21 protein-coding genes are annotated in these 18,751 nt (G+C 60.6%); 9 read left to right on the top strand and 12 right to left on the bottom strand.

Translation table 11 applies throughout. The features are described from left to right. Positions 1-106: 106 nt before the first annotated feature. The gene (locus tag EA462_RS13855) at positions 107-541 is read left to right on the top strand and encodes a universal stress protein (RefSeq protein ID WP_124179171.1); all 435 of its coding nucleotides are present in this window, start codon (positions 107-109) and stop codon (positions 539-541) included. Between the two features lie 182 nt (positions 542-723). Here EA462_RS13855 and EA462_RS13860 read toward each other — a convergent pair whose 3' ends face one another. Continuing rightward, positions 724-1,131, bottom strand: coding sequence for a helix-turn-helix domain-containing protein (locus tag EA462_RS13860; protein ID WP_124179172.1), 408 nt, complete (start codon positions 1,129-1,131; stop codon positions 724-726). 162 nt (positions 1,132-1,293) lie between these two features. Then, a complete protein-coding gene (locus tag EA462_RS13865; protein ID WP_124179173.1) occupies positions 1,294-1,992 on the bottom strand; it encodes a DUF2270 domain-containing protein in 699 nt (232 codons plus the stop codon). A 342-nt stretch (positions 1,993-2,334) separates the two neighbouring features. On the opposite strand from EA462_RS13865, the gene EA462_RS13870 reads away from it, so the two are divergent. Next, complete coding sequence (locus tag EA462_RS13870; protein ID WP_124179174.1) at positions 2,335-2,853, top strand: Rrf2 family transcriptional regulator; 519 nt, start codon at positions 2,335-2,337, stop codon at positions 2,851-2,853. Here EA462_RS13870 and EA462_RS13875 read toward each other — a convergent pair. The 4 genes from EA462_RS13875 to EA462_RS17370 all read right to left on the bottom strand — a co-directional run bounded on the left by EA462_RS13875 (position 2,827) and on the right by EA462_RS17370 (position 5,189). Next, a complete protein-coding gene (locus tag EA462_RS13875) occupies positions 2,827-3,699 on the bottom strand; it encodes a VOC family protein (RefSeq protein WP_124179175.1) in 873 nt (290 codons plus the stop codon). The genes EA462_RS13870 and EA462_RS13875 overlap by 27 nt on opposite strands. Positions 3,700-3,862: 163 nt before the next feature. After that, a complete protein-coding gene (locus EA462_RS17760; RefSeq protein ID WP_279387014.1) occupies positions 3,863-3,985 on the bottom strand; it encodes a hypothetical protein in 123 nt (40 codons plus the stop codon). Between the two features lie 28 nt (positions 3,986-4,013). Next, positions 4,014-5,036 carry a sulfite exporter TauE/SafE family protein gene (locus EA462_RS13880; RefSeq protein WP_124179176.1) on the bottom strand — a complete coding sequence of 341 codons (1,023 nt, stop codon included), beginning with the start codon at positions 5,034-5,036 and terminating at the stop codon, positions 4,014-4,016. Positions 5,037-5,039: 3 nt separating this feature from the next. Next, complete coding sequence (locus tag EA462_RS17370) at positions 5,040-5,189, bottom strand: DUF7512 family protein (RefSeq protein ID WP_165872086.1); 150 nt, start codon at positions 5,187-5,189, stop codon at positions 5,040-5,042. A 322-nt stretch (positions 5,190-5,511) separates the two neighbouring features. Here EA462_RS17370 and EA462_RS13885 point away from each other — a divergent pair, with 322 nt between their 5' ends. After that, positions 5,512-6,357, top strand: a complete 846-nt coding sequence (locus tag EA462_RS13885) for a universal stress protein (RefSeq protein WP_124179177.1) — start codon at positions 5,512-5,514, stop codon at positions 6,355-6,357. A 206-nt stretch (positions 6,358-6,563) separates the two neighbouring features. After that, positions 6,564-7,151 (top strand): DoxX family protein, encoded by a 588-nt coding sequence (locus tag EA462_RS13890; RefSeq protein WP_124179178.1) that lies wholly within the window; start codon positions 6,564-6,566, stop codon positions 7,149-7,151. A gap of 66 nt (positions 7,152-7,217) precedes the next feature. Here the strand turns inward: EA462_RS13890 and EA462_RS13895 are convergent, their stop codons facing one another. The 4 genes from EA462_RS13895 to EA462_RS13910 all read right to left on the bottom strand — a co-directional run bounded on the left by EA462_RS13895 (position 7,218) and on the right by EA462_RS13910 (position 9,998). Further along, on the bottom strand, positions 7,218-7,667 hold the full coding sequence (locus EA462_RS13895; RefSeq protein WP_124179179.1) for a hypothetical protein: 450 nt from the start codon (positions 7,665-7,667) through the stop codon (positions 7,218-7,220). A 42-nt stretch (positions 7,668-7,709) separates the two neighbouring features. Next, positions 7,710-8,150 (bottom strand): YeeE/YedE family protein, encoded by a 441-nt coding sequence (locus EA462_RS13900; protein ID WP_207891665.1) that lies wholly within the window; start codon positions 8,148-8,150, stop codon positions 7,710-7,712. 79 nt (positions 8,151-8,229) lie between these two features. Next, on the bottom strand, positions 8,230-8,787 hold the full coding sequence (locus EA462_RS13905; protein ID WP_124179181.1) for a YeeE/YedE family protein: 558 nt from the start codon (positions 8,785-8,787) through the stop codon (positions 8,230-8,232). A 17-nt stretch (positions 8,788-8,804) separates the two neighbouring features. After that, positions 8,805-9,998, bottom strand: a complete 1,194-nt coding sequence (locus EA462_RS13910; RefSeq protein WP_124179182.1) for an MBL fold metallo-hydrolase — start codon at positions 9,996-9,998, stop codon at positions 8,805-8,807. A gap of 254 nt (positions 9,999-10,252) precedes the next feature. Here EA462_RS13910 and EA462_RS13915 point away from each other — a divergent pair, with 254 nt between their 5' ends. Next, positions 10,253-10,498 carry a sulfurtransferase TusA family protein gene (locus EA462_RS13915; RefSeq protein ID WP_124179183.1) on the top strand — a complete coding sequence of 82 codons (246 nt, stop codon included), beginning with the start codon at positions 10,253-10,255 and terminating at the stop codon, positions 10,496-10,498. Between the two features lies 1 nt (position 10,499). Further along, the gene (locus tag EA462_RS13920) at positions 10,500-11,078 is read left to right on the top strand and encodes a DsrE/DsrF/DrsH-like family protein (protein ID WP_124179184.1); all 579 of its coding nucleotides are present in this window, start codon (positions 10,500-10,502) and stop codon (positions 11,076-11,078) included. Between the two features lie 589 nt (positions 11,079-11,667). Here EA462_RS13920 and EA462_RS13925 read toward each other — a convergent pair. Further along, entirely contained in the window at positions 11,668-12,777 is a 1,110-nt protein-coding gene (locus EA462_RS13925) for an arginase family protein (RefSeq protein WP_124179185.1), read from the bottom strand. 113 nt (positions 12,778-12,890) lie between these two features. Further along, positions 12,891-14,585, bottom strand: a complete 1,695-nt coding sequence (locus EA462_RS13930; RefSeq protein ID WP_124179186.1) for a thiamine pyrophosphate-binding protein — start codon at positions 14,583-14,585, stop codon at positions 12,891-12,893. Positions 14,586-15,052: 467 nt separating this feature from the next. Between EA462_RS13930 and EA462_RS13935 the strand changes: the two genes are divergently transcribed. The 3 genes from EA462_RS13935 (at position 15,053) to EA462_RS13945 (ending at position 18,750) form a co-directional block, all read left to right on the top strand. Beyond that, positions 15,053-15,850 carry an IclR family transcriptional regulator gene (locus EA462_RS13935; protein ID WP_124179187.1) on the top strand — a complete coding sequence of 266 codons (798 nt, stop codon included), beginning with the start codon at positions 15,053-15,055 and terminating at the stop codon, positions 15,848-15,850. 93 nt (positions 15,851-15,943) lie between these two features. After that, positions 15,944-17,482: a peptidase dimerization domain-containing protein gene (locus EA462_RS13940; RefSeq protein WP_124179188.1), complete on the top strand. Its 1,539-nt coding sequence runs from the start codon at positions 15,944-15,946 to the stop codon at positions 17,480-17,482. 161 nt (positions 17,483-17,643) lie between these two features. After that, on the top strand, positions 17,644-18,750 hold the full coding sequence (locus EA462_RS13945; protein ID WP_124179189.1) for an ABC transporter substrate-binding protein: 1,107 nt from the start codon (positions 17,644-17,646) through the stop codon (positions 18,748-18,750). Position 18,751: the final 1 nt, after the last annotated feature.

Below are 18,751 nucleotides of genomic sequence, written 5' to 3' on the forward strand. Positions count from 1 at the left end.
TACCGAACAATTCGGCAGTCAGCACGCGTTTCGGTTACTCGGTATCAGCCCGACCGGAGCGGACGAGTCCCAGTAGGGTTTTGTACCGAGAAATGCAGTGACAGATATGAGCACGCACGTCCTCGTTCCCATCGATCGGTCGGAATGCTCGACGCGAGCACTCGAGTTCGCCCTGAAGACGTACTCCGAAAAGCGGATCACGGCGATCACCGTCACAGATCCAAGCGACGTTTACGACACGCCCGCCTTCGAGAGTACGAGCGCCAGAAGTACCGAACAACGCCGTCAGAAACACGAACGGCGAGCACGGACCGTCCTCGAGGACGCCCGAGAGCTGGCGACCGACGCCGGGATCGATCTCGAAACCGACCACGTGATCGGTGGCGTCTCGAAGACGATCATCGACTACGCCGACGAACACGACGTCGATCACATCGTCGTCGGCAGTCACGGCCGAACCGGTGCGAGTCGGATTTTACTCGGGAGCATCGCAGAAACCGTCGCACGTCGGTCGCCGGTCCCGGTTACGATCGTGCGATGATGAGAAACGATGTGGAAGGGGTGGCATAGAACCCGTCTCGCATCCTCTATCGAGAGATTTCCCGTGTTGATTTGTAAAGTGCGAATTTCGGGTCTCGGTGATCGTATTGCCTGGAAATATTTCGCTCGAAAACTATTGTATAACGGCCTGTATCGAACGAAAGTACCGACAGAGTTCCAACGCTACCGACCGTCGACGGCGACCGTTCCGTCGTCGACCTGCTGATACTTGTCCTCGAACTCGTGGATCAGCTGTCCCATCTTCGCGTACCAGTCGTTTAACATCCGCTGCATATCGTTCGCGATCTGGGAGGGATCGGTCGGATAGTAAACGTGGTAGTAGCCACCCTGATCGTAGTTGATCTGTTCTTTCTGGATGAATCCACTCTGGAGTAGTCGCTGGATCGCACGGTAGGCGGTCGATCGTTCCCGATCGACCCGTTCTGCGACCTCGTCGATCGTGAGCGGGCCATCGCTTTCGACCATCGCGCGGTAGCAGTCCTTATCGAGCTGTTTGAGTCCGTGAATGCACTCGAGCAGGCCCTCACACTGCATGTCCTGCTGGAGTTGTTCCGCCATCGAGTCAGCCATAGTCTTATCGTCGACTAGACGGCGAGCCGATATAAGGGTTGTGTGTGTATTGTACAAACTTGCTGAGCCGATCTCGAGACGAGTGCTGGGACGCTGTTGTACGACCGGAGGTGCCGAAAAATATCCGTCCTCGAGATGCGGGACTCGAGTCCGGTGAATCGTTCACTCTCCGTCTTTCCACTCGCCCGCTTCCGTCTTGCGAAACTCCTCTTTGGCTTCGCGCTCGTGTGGCCACAGAATAATCACGAGGAGTACTCCGTAGAACGCGCCGACGGCAGCGAGGACAACGGCGCCCGGAACCGTACCGATGGACGCGGCGTCGGGAAGGCTCTCGCCGGGCATAAACGCCGTTACGCGGAACAGCCACGAGAGGCACAACACGCTCAACAGCGCGAAGTAGATTCGCCGGAGCCTGTTCGAGACCGCCTCGAAGATCGTGATCTTGAGCGTCGGACGCCGGTAGTCGTCTCCGAGTTCGGTCCGCCAGTCGGCATGTTCGACGCCCGTGGACGGATCGAGCGCGTTCGCGAGCACGTTCTGCTGGAACAGGCGAACGCGCGACCGATAGACGTCGTAATTCCGATATCGACGGGCTTCGATCCAGAGAAACATCCCGACGGCGATCACGCCGACGAGGATGACGTAGTGGGGATTATCGGGACTCGAGAACGCCCACGTCAGAATCGCGGCCATGATCGTGACGCTCCAGGTCGTCGTCTGATCGAGCCTCGAGCGCCAGGTCGTTTCGCGGTCGAGCTCTCCGCGATACGCGTCCCCGAGGACCGAACTCAGGTCCGTGGTATCGCGATTCAGTTCGCGCCCCAGTTCGGTCCGAGTTAGCTCGTCGGTGTCTTCGGGCATCGTTCGGGGAACGCTTCGTCGTCCAGAGAGAAATAACGCGCCGAGAGGAGCGTCGGAAAGTGCGGGCGCGATAGAGCGAAACGACGGGGTCGAAAGCGTCCAGTCGCTCGAATTCGTCCGCGTCGGTATCGATACTGCGAGCTGTACGGCCGCGCAAGGGTCTGAGTCAATCGAAGAGAGGCCGCGATCGGTTCCTTCCGAGACAGAATAGTCAAAACTGAACTAATGAAGTCAATAGAGTGAGGAGTAGCAACGATAGTTCTCGAATTGTGGCCATAATTCACCCAGCCCGGATAGAAGAAGAACAAATGTTATACAGCCTCGCTTCGAATCGATCAGTATATGCCCCAGTTCGAACTGAGCAGCAGTCAGCGAACGATGCTCTCGTCTCTCGTCAATACCGCCCAGTCAGAAGGGGCTCCCGTTCCCGCGAAGGCGATCGCATCCGCGATCGATCGCGAACCCGGAACCGTTCGCAACCAGATGTCGACGCTGATCGATCTCGGTCTCGTCGAGGGGATCCCCGGTCCGAACGGTGGCTACAGACCGACGGAAACCGCCGCCGAAGCCCTCGGTCGGGAATCAGTCGACGATCCGACGATGGCGATTATGACTCGCGAGTTCGACCGCGTCTCCGCGCTCGTCGACGACATCGCGTTTACGAACGTTCACCATCCGACGACCTGCCGGGCGCGAATTCAGTTTCAGGAATCCATCCGGGGGCTCGAGGAAGGTGACGCGATCGCGATCGGTGCGACGCCCAACGCCGAGTTGCTCCTCGCCGGCGTCATCGAAGCGATCGAACCCGGACGAAATCGAATCCTGCTCGACATCTCACAGCTCGAGGCCTCGTCGCTCTGAGCGCGACGGCTCCGCTCGAAACCGAACCGCGATTTCATCGGGATCGAGAACCTCGAAACCGTCGGAACGACCGCTAACCGTCGCCGCTGTACGCTCGAGTCGACGGCGGACCGTCGACAGCGACTCCTCGTCGGGAACGACGAGTTCGAACCACGCCAGTCCCCGACCGCCCGCCGGACTCGACCGATCGTTCCACGCGTTCACGCCGAGGTGGTGATGGTAGTCCCCGGCCGCGAGAAACACCGCCGAGCCGACGTCCGTCTGGACGCACAATCCGATCGTGTCGACGTAGAACGCCCGAGTGGCCTCGAGCGACGAGACCTCGAGGTGGACGTGTCCGACCGTCGTTCCGGCGGGCATCCGTGCGGACCCGGACGACTCCGCGGCGACGTCCTCGAGGTCGAGCGGAACGGTTCCGATCCGCACCCTGCCGTCGTCCGTCCGCGGCCAGCGGCCGGCTGGACGGTCGCAGTAGATCTCGACGCCGTTTCCCTCCGGGTCGGTCACGTAGAGCGCCTCGCTGACGTGGTGGTCGGAGGCCCCGTCGAGCCGCCAGCGATCCCGGATCCGCTCGAGTGCGTCACCGAGTGAGGCGCGAGACGGGACCGAGAACGCGGTGTGAAAGAGTCCCGCCTGCTCTCGGGTGCGCGGTGATGCCTCCTCGTCGCGATTCAAGACGAGCAGCGGCGTCCCGTCGACGCCGAGCGTCGCCGTCGTTTCGCCGGCGCTCAAGAGCGCCAGACCGACGACGTCCCGGTAGAACTCGATCGGTTCCTCGAGGGACTCAACGAGCAAGGCAGTGCGTCCGACCCGCGTTCCCTCCGGGAGAGAAGCTGCATCAGTCATGGCCATCGGCGCCGAACTCGAGGGTCGACACGACGTCGGGAACGTCGGGGTGTGCTCGCATCATACCGCCGAAAAGGATGGCTACCCAGTAAAAGCCGTCGAGAAATCCGTCGGACCGGTGTGAGCGGTGTCTCCTCGGGGGCCGGCTCCGTGGAGGAACGCGTCAGGTCTCGAGTCGACGGCGAGCCGCCAGTCGGTTACGACGCGAACTGGGGAGCATTCCTTCCTCTCCGTCTCCATCGAAAGCCGAGAGCGCGAGGATAACGGCGACGATGATGATGAGCATCACGCCGGATCACTCGCGATGGCTGCGCTCAATCGTTACCACCGACCGTCGCGGCCGGCGACGTCCCGTTCGCTCGAACCGCCTGTGCGCCGTAATAGAAGATCATGGTCGTGACGAACGCCGAGGAGCCGACGAGCAACACGAAGCTGATCGTATCGAGTGTCGGGATCTCGAGCCACGTCGCGAGTTCACCGAGAGCCACGGCCGTACTCGCGAGCAACAACATCACGCCGAAGTAGATGGTGACGTCGTTCTCGTCGATGTAGGCCGTCGCGGCGGAGCCGATGCGAGCGCCGAGTGCGCTCCCGGCGAGCAAGGCCGTCACGATACCGAGATCGATGACGCCACCCAACCCGTAGGTGAACGCGCCGACGGCACCGGACATCAGCGCACCGAAAAGGCTGGTTCCGACGGCGGCAGCGAGCGGGACTCCGACGAGGTAGTATATCGCGGGCATACGAATGAATCCACCGCCGACGCCGAGGAAGCCGGAGACGAGCCCAACGCCGCCACCGACGCCGGAGATCGTCCACATCGAGGCCTCGCTGCCGTCCGTCAACGTCACCATCGGCGGAACGTCGTACGATTTGATCTTCGTTGCGATCGCGGGGATCTCGTCGTCAGCGTGGTCTGTACCCGTCGAGCCCTCATCCTGCGTGAGCGCGCTTCGAACGAACACCAGCCCGATCGCTGCGAGCAACAGCACGTAGGCGACGCCGACGACCAGTTCGGCCCGACCGAGCGCCTCGAGGAAGAACACGACGTACTTCCCCGCCTCGATACCGAGGGCGATCCCGACGAACATCAACGCGCCGAGTTTGTAATCGACTTGCCCGACGTCGTGGTGTTTCATCGTCGCGATCACGGCCGTCCCGAAGACGAACGCCATCGAACTACCGATCGCTACCGGGGCCGGGTAACCGAGGATCAACAGCGCGGGAGTGACGAGAAACGATCCACCCATCCCGAAGAAGCCGAAGAAGACTCCGACCATGAAGCCGAAGCTGACGAACAACACCAGGAACTCGACTCCCAATCCGAGCAGTTCCATAGATTACGTGTTTGCGATCGTTTCGATCACCGACGGTGCGACGATGCGTTCGACAGCGGCGTAACTGGCGTAGAACGCGATCGCCTCGAAGAGGACGACCCCGACGAGCAGTGCTGCCTGTGCCGGTGGCGAGAGAGCCACGGCGTCGATCACGAGGACCACCCTCGTTTCGAGTTCGATCGTGTGTGGATCATGGATTGTTCCTCGAGAGAAACTAGTCGGAGAGTGCGTATAACGCTTTTGGGATTATAGCACAATATTACTGCAGAGAATCCGACGGCTATCCAACGGAAATATTCCCATAAGTTATCGGAAGATAGCGGGGTCAAATGGACGGTTCGTCGACCGGGAACGCGCGCGGCTCGTACCGGATCATCGGTTCAGCACTGTGATAGGTACTCGGCAGTCGGCGTATGCCCTACATCTATATTGGACTACCCCAACAATATTATACCGTCGGATACGTATCACACGTATGAAAGCGGTCTGTGCAACCGACCTCTCGGCAGCCAGTGAGGCCACCATCGAGAGCGAGACCTGCCTCGAGTGTCTCGGCCGCGTCGGCGTCGACGAGATGCACCTGGTAACGGTGATCCCGTCCAACGTCCACGCGGGGATGCCCGGAATGGACTTCGAAGGCCGACGCCAGCGAGCGCTCGAGCGCTATCGCGGCGTCATCGAATCGGCCGGATTCGACGTCGAAACACACGTCGTCCGGGGGACGCCCCACCGACGGATCACGGGTATCGCCACGACCGTCGGAGCGGGGATCACGATCGTCGGTTCGCGAGGGAAGAGCCCGCTCGAAAACCGCGTTATCGGTTCGACGGCACGAAACCTCGCTCGGACGACCGAGACCCCGCTGCTGGTCAACCGGATCGAACGCGAAGCCGAGAATCCAGATGTCGTCAGAGAGCACCTCTTCCAGCGAATGCTGTACGCCACCGACTTCTCTGAGAACGCCGATCGAGCGTTCGAGGCGTTTTCGTACCTCCGCCACGCGACCCGGGAGACGACGCTGATTCACGTCGAGACGCCGAAAGATCCCGGGCTTAGAGAGGGCGAGAACCCGGAAAATCGGCTCGGGGAACTGGCAGCGCAGCTCGAGGAGTGGGGTATCGAGACCCGGACCGAACTCCGACGGGGCGATCCGGCCGACGAAATTCTCGGCGCGGAAACGACGTACGAACCGACGGCGATCCTCGTCGGCTCGCGTGGCCACAGTCGGCTCCGACGACTACTGCTCGGCAGCGTTTCGGAGGATATCGTGGCTCGGGCCGATAGCAACGTGCTGTTGATCCCGCCATCGCGAACCGCCTAGATCGGTTTTTCCGATCCGACGGTCCGATCGAAGCGGGAAGACCGTCCCCAATCCGGCCGTCACACCGTCCGTGAACGCGACCACGTGACTCGAGTGGGAGCGGATGCGACCGTCAGCTCGGTCGGTTTCGATAATTGTCAGATCCGTAGAATTCCACGATTCGTTAACTACGCGGTGAGTATACTTTCGTACGAGGAGAACTCACCATGGCAACCAAACCCCGACCGGTAGAACAAACGCTCGAATCGACACTGATCGGACGCACCGTCTCGTTCAACTACTCCGAGACGTGGGTCGCGTACTCGATATTCGGTCTCCGTCTCGTGATGGCCTGGGTGTTCCTCCAGGCGGGCCTCGCGAAGTGGGCGGACGGCGGCTGGGGAGATCCGCTCGCGTGGTCGTCCACGGACTTTCTGAACAACGTCGTTGCTGAGACCAACCCGCTCTACGAGCTGTTCCTCTGGTTCGACAGCTACGCCGCGATCGTCGATCCGCTGGTCATCGTCGGGCAGATACTGATCGGACTCGCGCTCCTGTTCGGAATCGGCTTTCGGTTCGCAGCGCTGATGGGTGCGATACAGATGCTGTTCTTCTGGACCGCAGCGTGGAACGCCGGACTCCTCGCGGGATTCCCCGTCGAAAACGGGTTCTTCATCGACAGTTCGTTCGTCTACATGCTCTTGCTGTTCGGCCTCGCCGCATGGGGTGCCGGACGACTCGCGGGAATCGACGCGACGCTCGAGGAAACGGCCCTCGTTCGCGAGAACCCGTGGCTCCGATACCTGCTCGGGTGAGGACCGCCGAACCGAGTACCGAGCCGTCTCAGCGGTAAGTCGAGGATGACGTCGAGGCGTCGCTGCTTAGTCGATCGAGCCAGGAGTACCGTCGGCTACTGGCGAATCGGCGGTAGCAGTTGCTGATTCACGACGACGGCGTGCGAACGTCCGAAGCGAGAGCACCAGGATAGCCGCGCCGAGGAGACGAACGGCGGTGGTGAAGCCGTCCGTCCAGGTGACCGAGTCGGACCGCTCGTAACCGATCGATGCAGCGAAATCCAGATACTGCTTCGGAAACGCAAGGGCGGCGAGTCCGGCGACGCCAGCGACGTTCATCAGCCAGGCGTACGCTCTCCCACCGGCCAGAGTGGCCACCACGTAGACGATTCCCTCCGCTCGTATCGCCGGGACGATCCACGACTTTGCGGTACACTCGTCGGGATTCTCGAGGGCGACTTCCTCGTAGACCTCGAGAACGCGCTCCGGAAACAGTGCCAGTACGACGCCCAGCGGGCCGAACAGGGCTCGTGCCATGGGCGTCGGTTAGTTCGTACGAAAGATAATCGTATCGCTAGTTCAGCGATCACTGACGTTCGTACCGCCGGACACTGCCGCCGACCGTTGGCTGCGCCAGTACCCCTGGAAGTACGCACCGACGAACATCCCCACGAGCGCCCACAGGATCGTCACGTTTCCGACGCCGAGGCTGGCGTAGGCTGCGCCGGGACAGATCCCCGACAGCCCCCAGCCGACCCCGAAGACGGCACCGCCGATCAGGACGTTGCGGTCGAACGACTTCAGCCGCCGGCCGTAGGTGTCGCCCGTCAGCGGGGCCCGATCGAACAGCCGCGGCACCACTGCGAAGGCGATCCCGGTGACGGCCGCCGCACCGCCCATGACGAACAACAGCCCGAAGTCCTCGAACTGCAGGAACTGCAACACGACCTCGGGACGGGCCATGTGACTGAAGCCAAGGCCGAAGCCGAAGAGCAGACCGCCGACGAATATCAGCGGCATGAACAGGGGATGACGTCCCCTCACGGGCCCTCACCTCCCCGTTCGCGTTTCCGAGATTCTCGCCCGGGAATCCCGCTCATCACGGGCTCACCCCGAGCGCCATCACGACCTGAGCCGTCCCGATCGCGACGACCAGGAACGTGATCACGCCGACGATCGACGTCTTCGAAGCCGAGCCGACGCCACAGACGCCGTGGCCCGACGTACAGCCCTTGCCGATTCGAGTGCCGATACCGACGAGGACGCCGCCGAGGAACAGCCGCCAGGGCTGGACGTCCGTCAGCCAGATCGTCAGGCCGCCGACCTCGCGGAGTTCGCCGGTCGTCCCCGACTGGTAGAGCCCGCTCGAGATCAGTCCGGACTGGAACGTCAGCGCGTAGACCGCCGCGCCGGCGACGATACCGAGCGTGAAGACGACCCGCCAGTCCCGCGAACGCCGGTAGCGCTCGAACCGAGACTGATCCGAAACGTACGACAGCGTCGACTCGAGGAACGTACTCGCGCCGGCGGGGATGGCGGTGCCGAGGTAGATCACGACCGCGCCGAGACCGACGAGCACTCCCCCCACGGCATAGCGGCTGATTCCCACGGGAAAGAGCGTCTCGTACAGCGCCGGATCGATGAGTTCAGTGGCCATGGTGGGGAGTGGCGTGATCAGTCACCGGCCAGCGACTCCTGGCTGGCGGCGCAGTTGTTCGGACCGAGCTCGAGTTCGAACGCGTCGCCGTCGTCGACTTCTTTCCGACCGAGGTTCGTGGCGATGATGTCCTCGTAGTTGGCCGGTCGCGGCGGCATATCGGAGAGGATCACGTCGACGAACTCGTCTTCGTCCATCGTCAGCGGCGCCATCTCGTCGCGAAGCTGGCCGATCGAGGCTGTATAGGTGCCGTCGTCTGCGGGTTCGGCCGCGTCGCTGAAGTGAGCACCGCCGACGAGCGTCTCGTCGGGCAACGAAAGGACGCGATCCTGGAGCGAGCCGTACAGATGGCTCGCGGCGTCTGGCGCGCCGTCGTCGCCCCCCTCCAGGTCGGGACGGGCGACGCTCTCGACGAAGAGGCCGTCACCGGTTGCGAGCAGGGAGCCGTCGACGAGGTAGGAAGTCATTCCGGAGGTGTGACCGGGCGTAGAAACCGTCTCGATAGACACGTCACCGACCTGGAGCACCTCGCCATCCGAAGCGAGCGTCAGCTCGTCGGCGTAGGTGACCCCACGTTCGACGGCGGCGTCGGGAATCACACCGTCGACGCCCTCCGCGGCGAGATTTCGTACGCCCGAGATGTGATCCGCGTGGATGTGCGTATCGATCGCGTATTTGAGGTCGACGCCGCGTTCCTCGGCGTCCTCGAAATATCGTTCGGTGAACGTCCGCAACGGATCGATGACGGCGGCCTCGCCGTCGTCGACGACGAGGTAGCCGAGACAGCCGGAGGACGGACGCTGGTACTGATACAGCGTACCCGCACCGTCGTAGCGCTCGACCTCGACGGCCTCGTAAATCCGGGCCCAGCCGTTCATTCCATCCTCGAGATGGTGGACGTCGTAGCCGCACTCTTTGAGTGATCCGGCAACGAACTCGCTTGCGCCGCCTTTCGCACAGAGAACCGTAATTTCAGTATCGTCCGGAATCCGCACAAGAACGTCGTCGTCGATCTCCTCGTCGAGGAATTCGAAGTAGGGGACGTTGATCGACTCGACGGTCGGACCGTCGATTCGCCACTCTTCGTAATCGGACCCCATTCGCGAATCGAGCAGGGCAACGTCCTCTCCCGCGTCAATACGAGCTTTCAGCTCGGTAGGAGTCACCGACTCAATTTTCACGTCCGATGTCGGAAAGTCCATTTCGTCCATGGTGTACACTGACCAGTATCGTCTCCGTACACTTAAGAGTTCTCGTAGTATTTCCCTTACTACACAATATAGAATGAAGAGTGGTTTGGTGGAATAGTTGGAGGAGGCCACTATCGTACGATATAGAGTGGGACGATCGGGCCATCTAGTCCGTTCGTCAACCGGATGTTCGAGTCGAGTGCAATAATCGGCATCCTTTTATACTGCCAGACTATATTGTGTAATAGCTCCAATACAGAGCACCAATATCGATCATGAGTTCGGAATACCAGATCACCGAGACGCTCGACGTGAAAGGACAGTCCTGCCCGATGCCAATCGTCAAAACCAAGCAAGCGATCGACGACCTCGAGGCCGGAGACGTACTCGAGGTCGTCGCGACCGACTCGGGGAGTATGAGCGACATTCGGGGGTGGGCCAAGGGAACCGACGGCGCTTCGCTCCTCGAGCAGGTCGAAGGGGACGACGTGTACATCCACTACGTCAAAAAGACGGCATAAGATGAGCACCGACACCCTCTCGACGGCCGACGACGGAGAGTCGATGGGCGAAGCGGAACTCGAGGCTCGCGTCGACGCGTTAGAGGAGACGGTCGCCGCGCTCGAAAGCGACGACGACGACCAGAAAAAGCTGACCATCGTCGCGACACAGGGCAGCTTCGACATGGCGTACCCACCCCTGATACTCGCGAGTACCGCGGCCGCATTCGGCTGGGAGGTCATCGTCTTCCACACCTTCTGGGGCCTCGATATCCTCCACGAGGAACGCTCGAGAGATCTCAAGCTGAGCGCGGTCGGCAACCCGAACATGCCGATGCCGAACGCACTCGCTGCGCTCCCGGGAATGGACGCGATGGCGACGCGAATGATGCGAAAGAAAATCGACGAGAACGGAACCGCCACGATCGAAGAGCTGATCGATCTCTCGCTCGAGCAGGGCGTCGACCTGCAGGCCTGTCAGATGACCATCGAACTGATGGGATACGACGAAGAAGACTTCTACGATGGTGTCACGACCGGGGTCGGTGCGGCGACCGCACTTCAGCACATGGCAGAATCCGACATCCAGCTGCTGGTCTGAGATGTCCAACGAACACCACACGGCGTCGGTGTCGTCGACCATCAGGTGATCGAGAGTGACCGAAACGAAAATACACCGTACGATCACGAGCGAAGAATCGTCGATCGTGATCAATCAACCAATCAAACGGTACGGGCGCTGACCATGTCGAGGCATGCCGAACTGGGTACCCACGTTTCACATCGCACTTCGCTCTGGACCGTACCGGAGGTGTACGAATGGTTCGACGAACGAGAAGGGAAAGTGACGGCAGGCCTTCTTCCATCCCAAATAGACAATATCCCGATATAACTACTAATATAAATTTCTTCTGCTACAATGTAAGTGGATGGAAATCTTCGAAAGGTCATCGGTTATCGGTGGTATTCAACGGCCAAACCGGTTCCTGACGGTGTTGGCAGAAACGTGGATTGCGACTCGGATTTCTCGAAGAGATAGGTTACAATCCGATACACATGAAAATAGCACACGAGACGGGATATTCTACTGCTCTGCTGGAAGTGTCGAAAAGGTGAATCTATTTCTCCCTCGGAAAATATATCATATTTTTCTTATTATTATTTAAATGGTACTATGGTGTTAGGGCATGTCACGGAGTGTTCCAGGTCGTCCGTCCAGTATCGTCGGAAAACTCATCACGTGCTTCGGCAACCAACGAGAGGAGTTCGAACGCGATTCCAGCGGCGAGACAACCGGACTTACCGGTATCATCGTATGGTGGGCTGAGCTCGACGAGATCCGCACCGACGATGTTCGTTCCCCGGATACCGCGGAGGAAGTCCCGAACTTCCCGCCCCGTTAGTCCGAACGGTTCCGGAAGCGTGGTTCCGGGCATGACGCCACAGTCGAATACGTCCGTGTCGACCGTGACGTAACACGGACCGTCACCGACGACGCGACGCGCCTCTTCAGCGATCGCCTGGGGACCCGCATCCTGAAACTCCGTGGCTTCGACGACTCGCATTCCAGTCTCGTGAGAGAAATCGTTGCTGAGAAGAACCCGACCGCGAACACCGATCTGGATCGTTCGTTCGGGATCGATCACGCCCTCGGTTACCGCGTTAGTGACGAGGTTCGCATCGGTGACGCCGGCACCGTGATACTCGCCGGCTCGAGTGTCGGGGTGTGCGTCCAGGTGAATCAAACCAAGCGGTTCGTCCCTGCCGAGGGCGCGCAGAATCGGATACGTTATCGTGTGCTCCCCCCCGACAGTCAGCGGTGTGACGTCGGCATCGTCGAACTCCACGTACCGTTCGTACAGTTCCTCGACGTTCGCGCTCAGGTCGTAGGGATCGTCGGTAAACCGGACGTCGCCCCAGTCGCTGACGCTGCAACGTTCGAACGGGTTGACGCCCGTCTCGGGGTTAGCGGGACCGTGATTCTGCGACCATCGACGGAGTTCGCGCGGCCCGAGGCGCGAACCCGTTCGCTCGTTCGGCGTGCCGATATCCATCGGCACGCCAACGCAAGCCAGATCGACCGTGGAAAGGTCGCGATTGTGAGGGGCTCTGAACATACCGTTCGTCGAGTGATAGTACCAGACCGGATCGTAGCCGGGTGCAGGACCATCGTCGTCTCGATCGATCGAGGCCTCGATGTACGCCTGTTCGGTTTCGGGACGGCCATCGAGGTGTTCCTCGGTGGCCAGTGATCGGTACCGCTCGAGTCGTTCGGGGTCGATATCTCGTGAGTGATCCATGTATTATCGAAAGGGTTCCGAGTGGGTTACCGACGGCATCTCCTCCGTCTGCGGCGTCTACAGTTGGTCCGTGGCAATGCATATAACTGCCGGTCACGTGCGGTTCCGTCCCATCAGTCGGAGACGCTGACGTCGACGACGACCGGTCCCTCGGTCGTGACCGCCTCATCGAGCGTGGAATCCAGGTCAGCGAGATCCTGGACGTGTTCGGCCACTGCACCGTGGCTGCGCGCGTTGGCAGCGATTCCGGGCTCCGGTTCGAAGTCCATTCCGACGTACTCGTGATCGTCGATCGAACCCCCATATATCGTCGTCATGCCTTCTTTGAGGATGTGATAGCTCCGATTGTTCGGGACGACGACCGTCACGTCAAGACCGTAGCGAACGGCGGTGTAAATCGACTGCGGATAGTACCAGAACGAGCCGTCACCGACGAACCCAACGACTGAACGTGAGTCAGGGTGCTCCGACCACGCGACCGCAGCGCCGAGAGACGCCGGAAGACCGTATCCCAGTCCCCCGTTTTTGTTCGACAGCCACTGCTCGGGCTGGAAGTCGTATCCCTCGATCAGAGGATACTTGCTCGTGTTACTTTCGTTGACGACGAACGCGTCCGGTGCCGCGTCACGAAGTGAGTCGACGAGACGGGCTTTCGTTACGTCGGCCGTCGCGGACGCATCGGTCCCGTCGGAATCGCCACCAGCGTCGAGCCAGTTCCGTCGCTCCGCGACCCGGTCGATCCTCGATCGGCGCGTCGCCTCGGTAATCCCGTCATCGACCTGTGAGGCGATCGTTGCCATCGCCTCGCCGGGATCGCCGACGACGGCGACGTCGGCAGGAACGTTCTTCCCGACTTCCCACGCCTCGGGATTGATCTGTACACAGGTCGTCTCCGCGTCGATCAGTGGCGTATCGTGAGGGATGTACGTCGTATTGGAATGCGTTCCGACCAGGACGAGCGTATCCGCCTCGAGGTGTCTGCGAGCCATGTCTTCGACCGGGGGCAACGCCGAAATCCACTGCGGATGATCGTGCGGGAAGTTGACTTCGCAGGTGATGAGCTCGCCGTAAACCGGCGCACCGGAGGCCTCTGCCAGGTCCACCGCAGCCGAGACCGCGTCCGACCCCGATCGTCCGACCCAGTCGCCCAGTACGATCGCTGGATCGGAGGCGTCGATCAACGCCTCGGCGGCGCGGTCGAGTTGCTCGGAGTCACCGACTCCTAACGTCGGAATCGGACCGAGTCGTTCCGGGTCCGCGTCGGTTTCGGCCATCAGTACGTCCATCGGAAAGCTCACAAAGACCGGTCCGGTCGGCGGCGTCAACGCGACGCGAACCGCCCGCCGAAGCACCGTGGGAAGTGCGGCGATATCCGAGACCTCGGTGCTCCACTTGGTATATTCGCGGGCCATTCCTTCGAGATCCCCCGAGAGGATCGGTTCTTCGTGTTGAAAGTCGGTGCTGTGGTTGCCCGCCGTGACGAGCAACGGAACGCCCGAGACCATCGCGTTCTGGAGGTTTCCGAGCCCGTGAGCCGTCCCCGGCCCGACGTGGAGGTTGGCCACGCCGAGCGGGAGTATCGAGTCGTCGTCGTACGCGTGGTACCGACGAGTGCTCGCGTATCCGGCCGCCATTCCGACGGCAATGTCCTCGTGGAGACCGAGAACGTACTCCATGTCTGAGGACGAGAGCGATCGAAGGAGTGGTAGCTCGGTCGTTCCGGGGTTGCCGAAAATACGCGACACGCCGTACTCCTCGAGTGCACTGGTAACGAGATCAGCTCCCGTCTGATTGCGATTATCACTCATATCTCGTACGGATCAGAGGTTCGAGCCGGGTGTACTTGATAGTTTGTGTTCACACCGGAACGAAGCCGAGACGGTTCCAGTGTAGGCCGCGGGGACGCAATAAAGATTCGCTGGAGAGAAACGACGTCGAGAGATTCGGCGTCGAAGCCACCGGAGGGCCGTCCGGTTCGACCGTTGCATCGGCACGGATGGCGTGATAACACAACGAGAGTCGGTACAAAGCGACGACCAGTTCGTATTATCGAAACTGGTATACCGTGAAGCGGTGTCCCAAATCGACCGAATTGTATTACAGCCGTACATCCGTAATTGGGTGTTGATTGTGAGCACGTATCAAGGAAAGACGGGTATCTCGGCGTCCGTCGGATCGCACGGTGCGGTTGACGGAGCGATCGGTCGATCGAATCCAGCCCATCGTGGTTTGGGAGAGCGAAACCATTATAAGAATTCGGTTGGTACCAGTGGGCATGGAACACGGCTCACGGAAGAACGAGCTCGAAACGACGCATCGGTCGCTCGAACTCGTCGAGACGATCAAACGTCTCGACGGAGCGACGTTGGCGGAGCTCACGAACGAGTCGGGGTTAGCAAAGAGCACGGTGTTCAAACATCTGAAAACGTTAGCGAAGAGCGGGTATCTCGAAAAGGAAGGAGAACGCTACCACATCGGAATGAAATTCTACAACCTCGGTCAGTACGCCCGGACCCGCAAGCGGGCGTACAATCTCGCGACGAAGACCGCGAGACGACTTACCGAGGAGACGAACGAAGAGGTCGACGTGGGGATCGAAAACGACGATCGTGAGCTTATTATCTACGAATCGTACCATCCGGAGCACCGGTACGAAGCGGGCGAAGTCCAGTCGAGAAATCCCGACTACCACACCGGAACCTACTACTACCTCCACTGGACGGCAGCCGGCAAGGCCCTGCTCGCCGCGATGCCGGATAGCCACGTCGAAAGAATCGTCGACCGCTGGGGGCTACCGAGCCGGACGGAGCAGACGATCACCGAGGAATCGGCGTTGTACGACGAACTCGAAACGATACGGGACCGCGGATACGCTCTCTCCGACGAGGAGTTCGTCGATGGACTTCGTGCCGTGGGTCGGAGCGTGTGTGATCCTACCGGGGAGGTAGTGTGTGCGATTTCCCTGTTCGCACCCGCGTACCGAATGACCGACGATCGGTTCACCGAGGAGATCCCGGCGCTACTCGAAGAAGCGACGACGGAACTCGAGCGGGAGATCAATCCTTTCGAGTGACCGCGCGGTTCGGTCGGTCCGCTGACGCCGGCTACGGTCGAAATCTCGACGCTACCCAACGTATATATACTCCCTCTAAAAACTAGTGAATGCATGTCTGAAAGCGAAGCCTCTCCCGCGAAGCGGAGGGGGCGAGAGTGGATCGAATCGAATCGATCGAGCATCACGGAACTCTCCGACGAGGTCTGGGAGTGCGCGGAACCCGCCCTCCGGGAGTACGATTCGGCCAGAGCGCACGTTCGGTTCCTCGAAGAGCACGGGTTCGACGTCGAACACGGTATCGCCGGTATGCCGACGGCGTTCGTCGCAACATACGGGACCGACGGACCGGTGATGGGCTTCTACGCGGAGTACGATGCGACACCTGGAAACTCACAGGAACAAGCGACGATCGAAAAGAGTCCGATCGCCGAGGGCGGCTCCGGGTTCGAAGATATCCACAACGGTCTGGGAACGGCCGGGACTGCAGCAGCCGTGGCGACACGATACGCCATCGAAGCGGAAGATCTGGATGGACAGGTGAAGATACTGGGGACCCCCGCCGAAAAACTCTGTATCGGAAAAGTGTACCTCGCACGCGAGGGATATCTCGACGATCTCGACGCGACGGTCGCCTGGCATCCACACTCACACAACACGGTGACTCGCTACTCCGGTCCGGGTCCGTACCGCACGGCGATCGTGGACTTCGAGGGCGTCGGGGTCTATGGAGGGAGTCCCTGGGACGGAGTCAGCGCTCTCGACGCGGCGACTATGACGCTGAACATGGTCGAACAGATGAAAGAGCACGTTCCGCGGGACGCGTACCCATCGGTCAACGAACTTATCACGAACGGGGGGCAGTGCCTGACGAACCTGCCGAAGACCACCCAAATCTGGTTCGCCTACCGAAGTCGCTCGCAAGCTCACGAGGTCCTCGACGAGATCAGAGACACGATCGAGCGAGCGGCAGCCGCCGCCGCCGACGTGACCGGCGCGGAGTACGAGTTCCGTGAAGTCGCCGCGACGCGACCGTGGCTTCCGAACACGGTGATGACCGACGTCGCGTACGAAAATATGGAGCAGGTCGGTCCGCCCTCCTTTACCGATGAAGACCGAGAGCTCGGTCGTGAGCTCCTCGAGGAAGTCGGCATTGATCCGCCTGAACGGCCGTTCGACGAGACGCTCTCGCCTCCCGAAGCGGAGGTCTGCGGAAACTTCAACCCCGACCTCGCGACGTACGTCGACGAATTCGACTGGAACGAAGTCGGTGAGTTCAACTGGGCCGACGACGTCACGGAGTTCAGCTGGCACTCTCCGACGGCCTGGATCCACACGACGTACTTCCTCGAGGGCGCGTACGAATCGCGGCTCCCGACGTGGACGACCGCCGCACTCGCGACGACGAACGTCGCACACGAAACGATCTTGACGGCAACGAAGATTATGACCGGAACCGCTGTCGATCTCCTGACCGAACCGGAACGTCTCGAGCGGGCGCAGGCGGAGTATCGAGAACGGACCGACGACGAGTACGTTCCCGTGCTTCTCGACGAAAACGTCGAACCGCCGACCGGTGCCGAAGATTCCTTCCCGCCGTTTTATCCGGAATCGTGGACAAACCCGGTCTACGCCGCCCGTTCGGACAAGTAATTTCGACTGTCGTCACTCGAGAATTACGCCGGATCGATTCGGAAGCGGTACCGTTTTTTCTGATGAGGGGTAATTTCTGGGACAGAGTTCGTTAATTTTCAACAGATACTGCCGTATACGACCGGGAGAATTATATAATACACCTCCACATTATGTGATAGATGTACACACGACGATCACTGCTTCGAACGACTGGCGTAGCTACCGTCGCCACAGCGGGATTGGCCGGCTGTCTCGGCGGGAACGGTGATGACGAGGACGAGACGTCCGGGGAAGACGAACTGGCAGACGAAGTGAACGTGGCGATTTACGGTGGCGCGATGGGGGACGGGATATCGGAAACCATACTTGATGGGTTCGAAGACGAATACGACATCACGGTCAACGCGGAAACGTATCCCGATAACTGGGATCTCATCGCTCAGGTGCAGGCCGGATCGACGGATCTGGACGTACTCATCTTGGACGACACCGCAGTTCCGTCGGCAGTGTCCGATGACCTCGTACAGCCGATACGGGAGGAAAACGTTCCGAACTTGGACGAGATCATGGCCGATTTCAGCCCGTACGAGCAGGCGTTCGACCCGGGTGACGAGATACATTACGGGCCATTCCAGTTCTTCGGAGACGGCCTCGCCTACAACGCCGACGTGCTATCGGAGCCACAGTCCTGGGAAGACGTCTACACGGACGAGACGGAAGGGAGCGTCATCTACACGTCCTGGATCGACCGAGTCGTCGGTATCGCCGCGAGCCACGAGGGACTAAGCGTGAGCGAACTCGATCAGGACTCCGACGCGGAAATGGAGCAAATCTGGGACCGCGTCGAATCGATGAACGAGTACGTGTTCGAGTGGGCGGACACCGGCGGTATCCTTCAGGACTCGTTCGCGAACGAGCAAGCGCTGGCGGGAATGCTGTGGTACGGTCGGGTGGCCGCCCTCCAGGACGACGACGTCGCGGTCGAGTACACGATACCCGAAGAAGGCGCACCGATGGCGACGAGCGGATTTTCGGTTTCGGCGGACACCAACAGACGGTACACGGCCGAGACGTTCATCGATTACACGCTCGATCCGGACACGCAGTACGAGTATTCGTCGGTGATGGGATACGCACCGACGGCCGAGATGGACGAGGTGCCGGAACTCGTCGAAAACAGCCCGGACTATCAGAACCGAGACCGTCTGAATTTCTGGAACGCGTCTTTGCTGGTCGAAAACATGGAGGAATGGTCGCTCGAGTTCCAGGAAACGATCGGTGGGTAAC

Origin of the sequence: Natrarchaeobius halalkaliphilus, assembly GCF_003841485.1 — an archaeon.
In the GTDB taxonomy this organism is placed as follows: Archaea; Halobacteriota; Halobacteria; order Halobacteriales; family Natrialbaceae; genus Natrarchaeobius; species Natrarchaeobius halalkaliphilus.

Coding starts and splice junctions, on each gene's coding strand:
- EA462_RS13905 (WP_124179181.1), bottom strand. CDS start 8,787: ATGGCCACTGAACTCATCGATCCGGCGCTGTACGAGACGCTCTTTCCC.
- EA462_RS13895 (WP_124179179.1), bottom strand. CDS start 7,667: ATGGCACGAGCCCTGTTCGGCCCGCTGGGCGTCGTACTGGCACTGTTT.
- EA462_RS13880 (WP_124179176.1), bottom strand. CDS start 5,036: ATGGAACTGCTCGGATTGGGAGTCGAGTTCCTGGTGTTGTTCGTCAGC.
- EA462_RS13945 (WP_124179189.1), top strand. CDS start 17,644: ATGTACACACGACGATCACTGCTTCGAACGACTGGCGTAGCTACCGTC.
- EA462_RS13890 (WP_124179178.1), top strand. CDS start 6,564: ATGGCAACCAAACCCCGACCGGTAGAACAAACGCTCGAATCGACACTG.
- EA462_RS13855 (WP_124179171.1), top strand. CDS start 107: ATGAGCACGCACGTCCTCGTTCCCATCGATCGGTCGGAATGCTCGACG.
- EA462_RS13870 (WP_124179174.1), top strand. CDS start 2,335: ATGCCCCAGTTCGAACTGAGCAGCAGTCAGCGAACGATGCTCTCGTCT.
- EA462_RS13910 (WP_124179182.1), bottom strand. CDS start 9,998: ATGGACGAAATGGACTTTCCGACATCGGACGTGAAAATTGAGTCGGTG.
- EA462_RS13930 (WP_124179186.1), bottom strand. CDS start 14,585: ATGAGTGATAATCGCAATCAGACGGGAGCTGATCTCGTTACCAGTGCA.
- EA462_RS13920 (WP_124179184.1), top strand. CDS start 10,500: ATGAGCACCGACACCCTCTCGACGGCCGACGACGGAGAGTCGATGGGC.
- EA462_RS17760 (WP_279387014.1), bottom strand. CDS start 3,985: ATGCTCATCATCATCGTCGCCGTTATCCTCGCGCTCTCGGCTTTCGAT.
- EA462_RS13865 (WP_124179173.1), bottom strand. CDS start 1,992: ATGCCCGAAGACACCGACGAGCTAACTCGGACCGAACTGGGGCGCGAA.
- EA462_RS13860 (WP_124179172.1), bottom strand. CDS start 1,131: ATGGCTGACTCGATGGCGGAACAACTCCAGCAGGACATGCAGTGTGAG.
- EA462_RS13900 (WP_207891665.1), bottom strand. CDS start 8,150: ATGCCGCTGATATTCGTCGGCGGTCTGCTCTTCGGCTTCGGCCTTGGC.
- EA462_RS13875 (WP_124179175.1), bottom strand. CDS start 3,699: ATGACTGATGCAGCTTCTCTCCCGGAGGGAACGCGGGTCGGACGCACT.
- EA462_RS13940 (WP_124179188.1), top strand. CDS start 15,944: ATGTCTGAAAGCGAAGCCTCTCCCGCGAAGCGGAGGGGGCGAGAGTGG.
- EA462_RS13885 (WP_124179177.1), top strand. CDS start 5,512: ATGAAAGCGGTCTGTGCAACCGACCTCTCGGCAGCCAGTGAGGCCACC.
- EA462_RS13915 (WP_124179183.1), top strand. CDS start 10,253: ATGAGTTCGGAATACCAGATCACCGAGACGCTCGACGTGAAAGGACAG.
- EA462_RS13935 (WP_124179187.1), top strand. CDS start 15,053: ATGGAACACGGCTCACGGAAGAACGAGCTCGAAACGACGCATCGGTCG.
- EA462_RS13925 (WP_124179185.1), bottom strand. CDS start 12,777: ATGGATCACTCACGAGATATCGACCCCGAACGACTCGAGCGGTACCGA.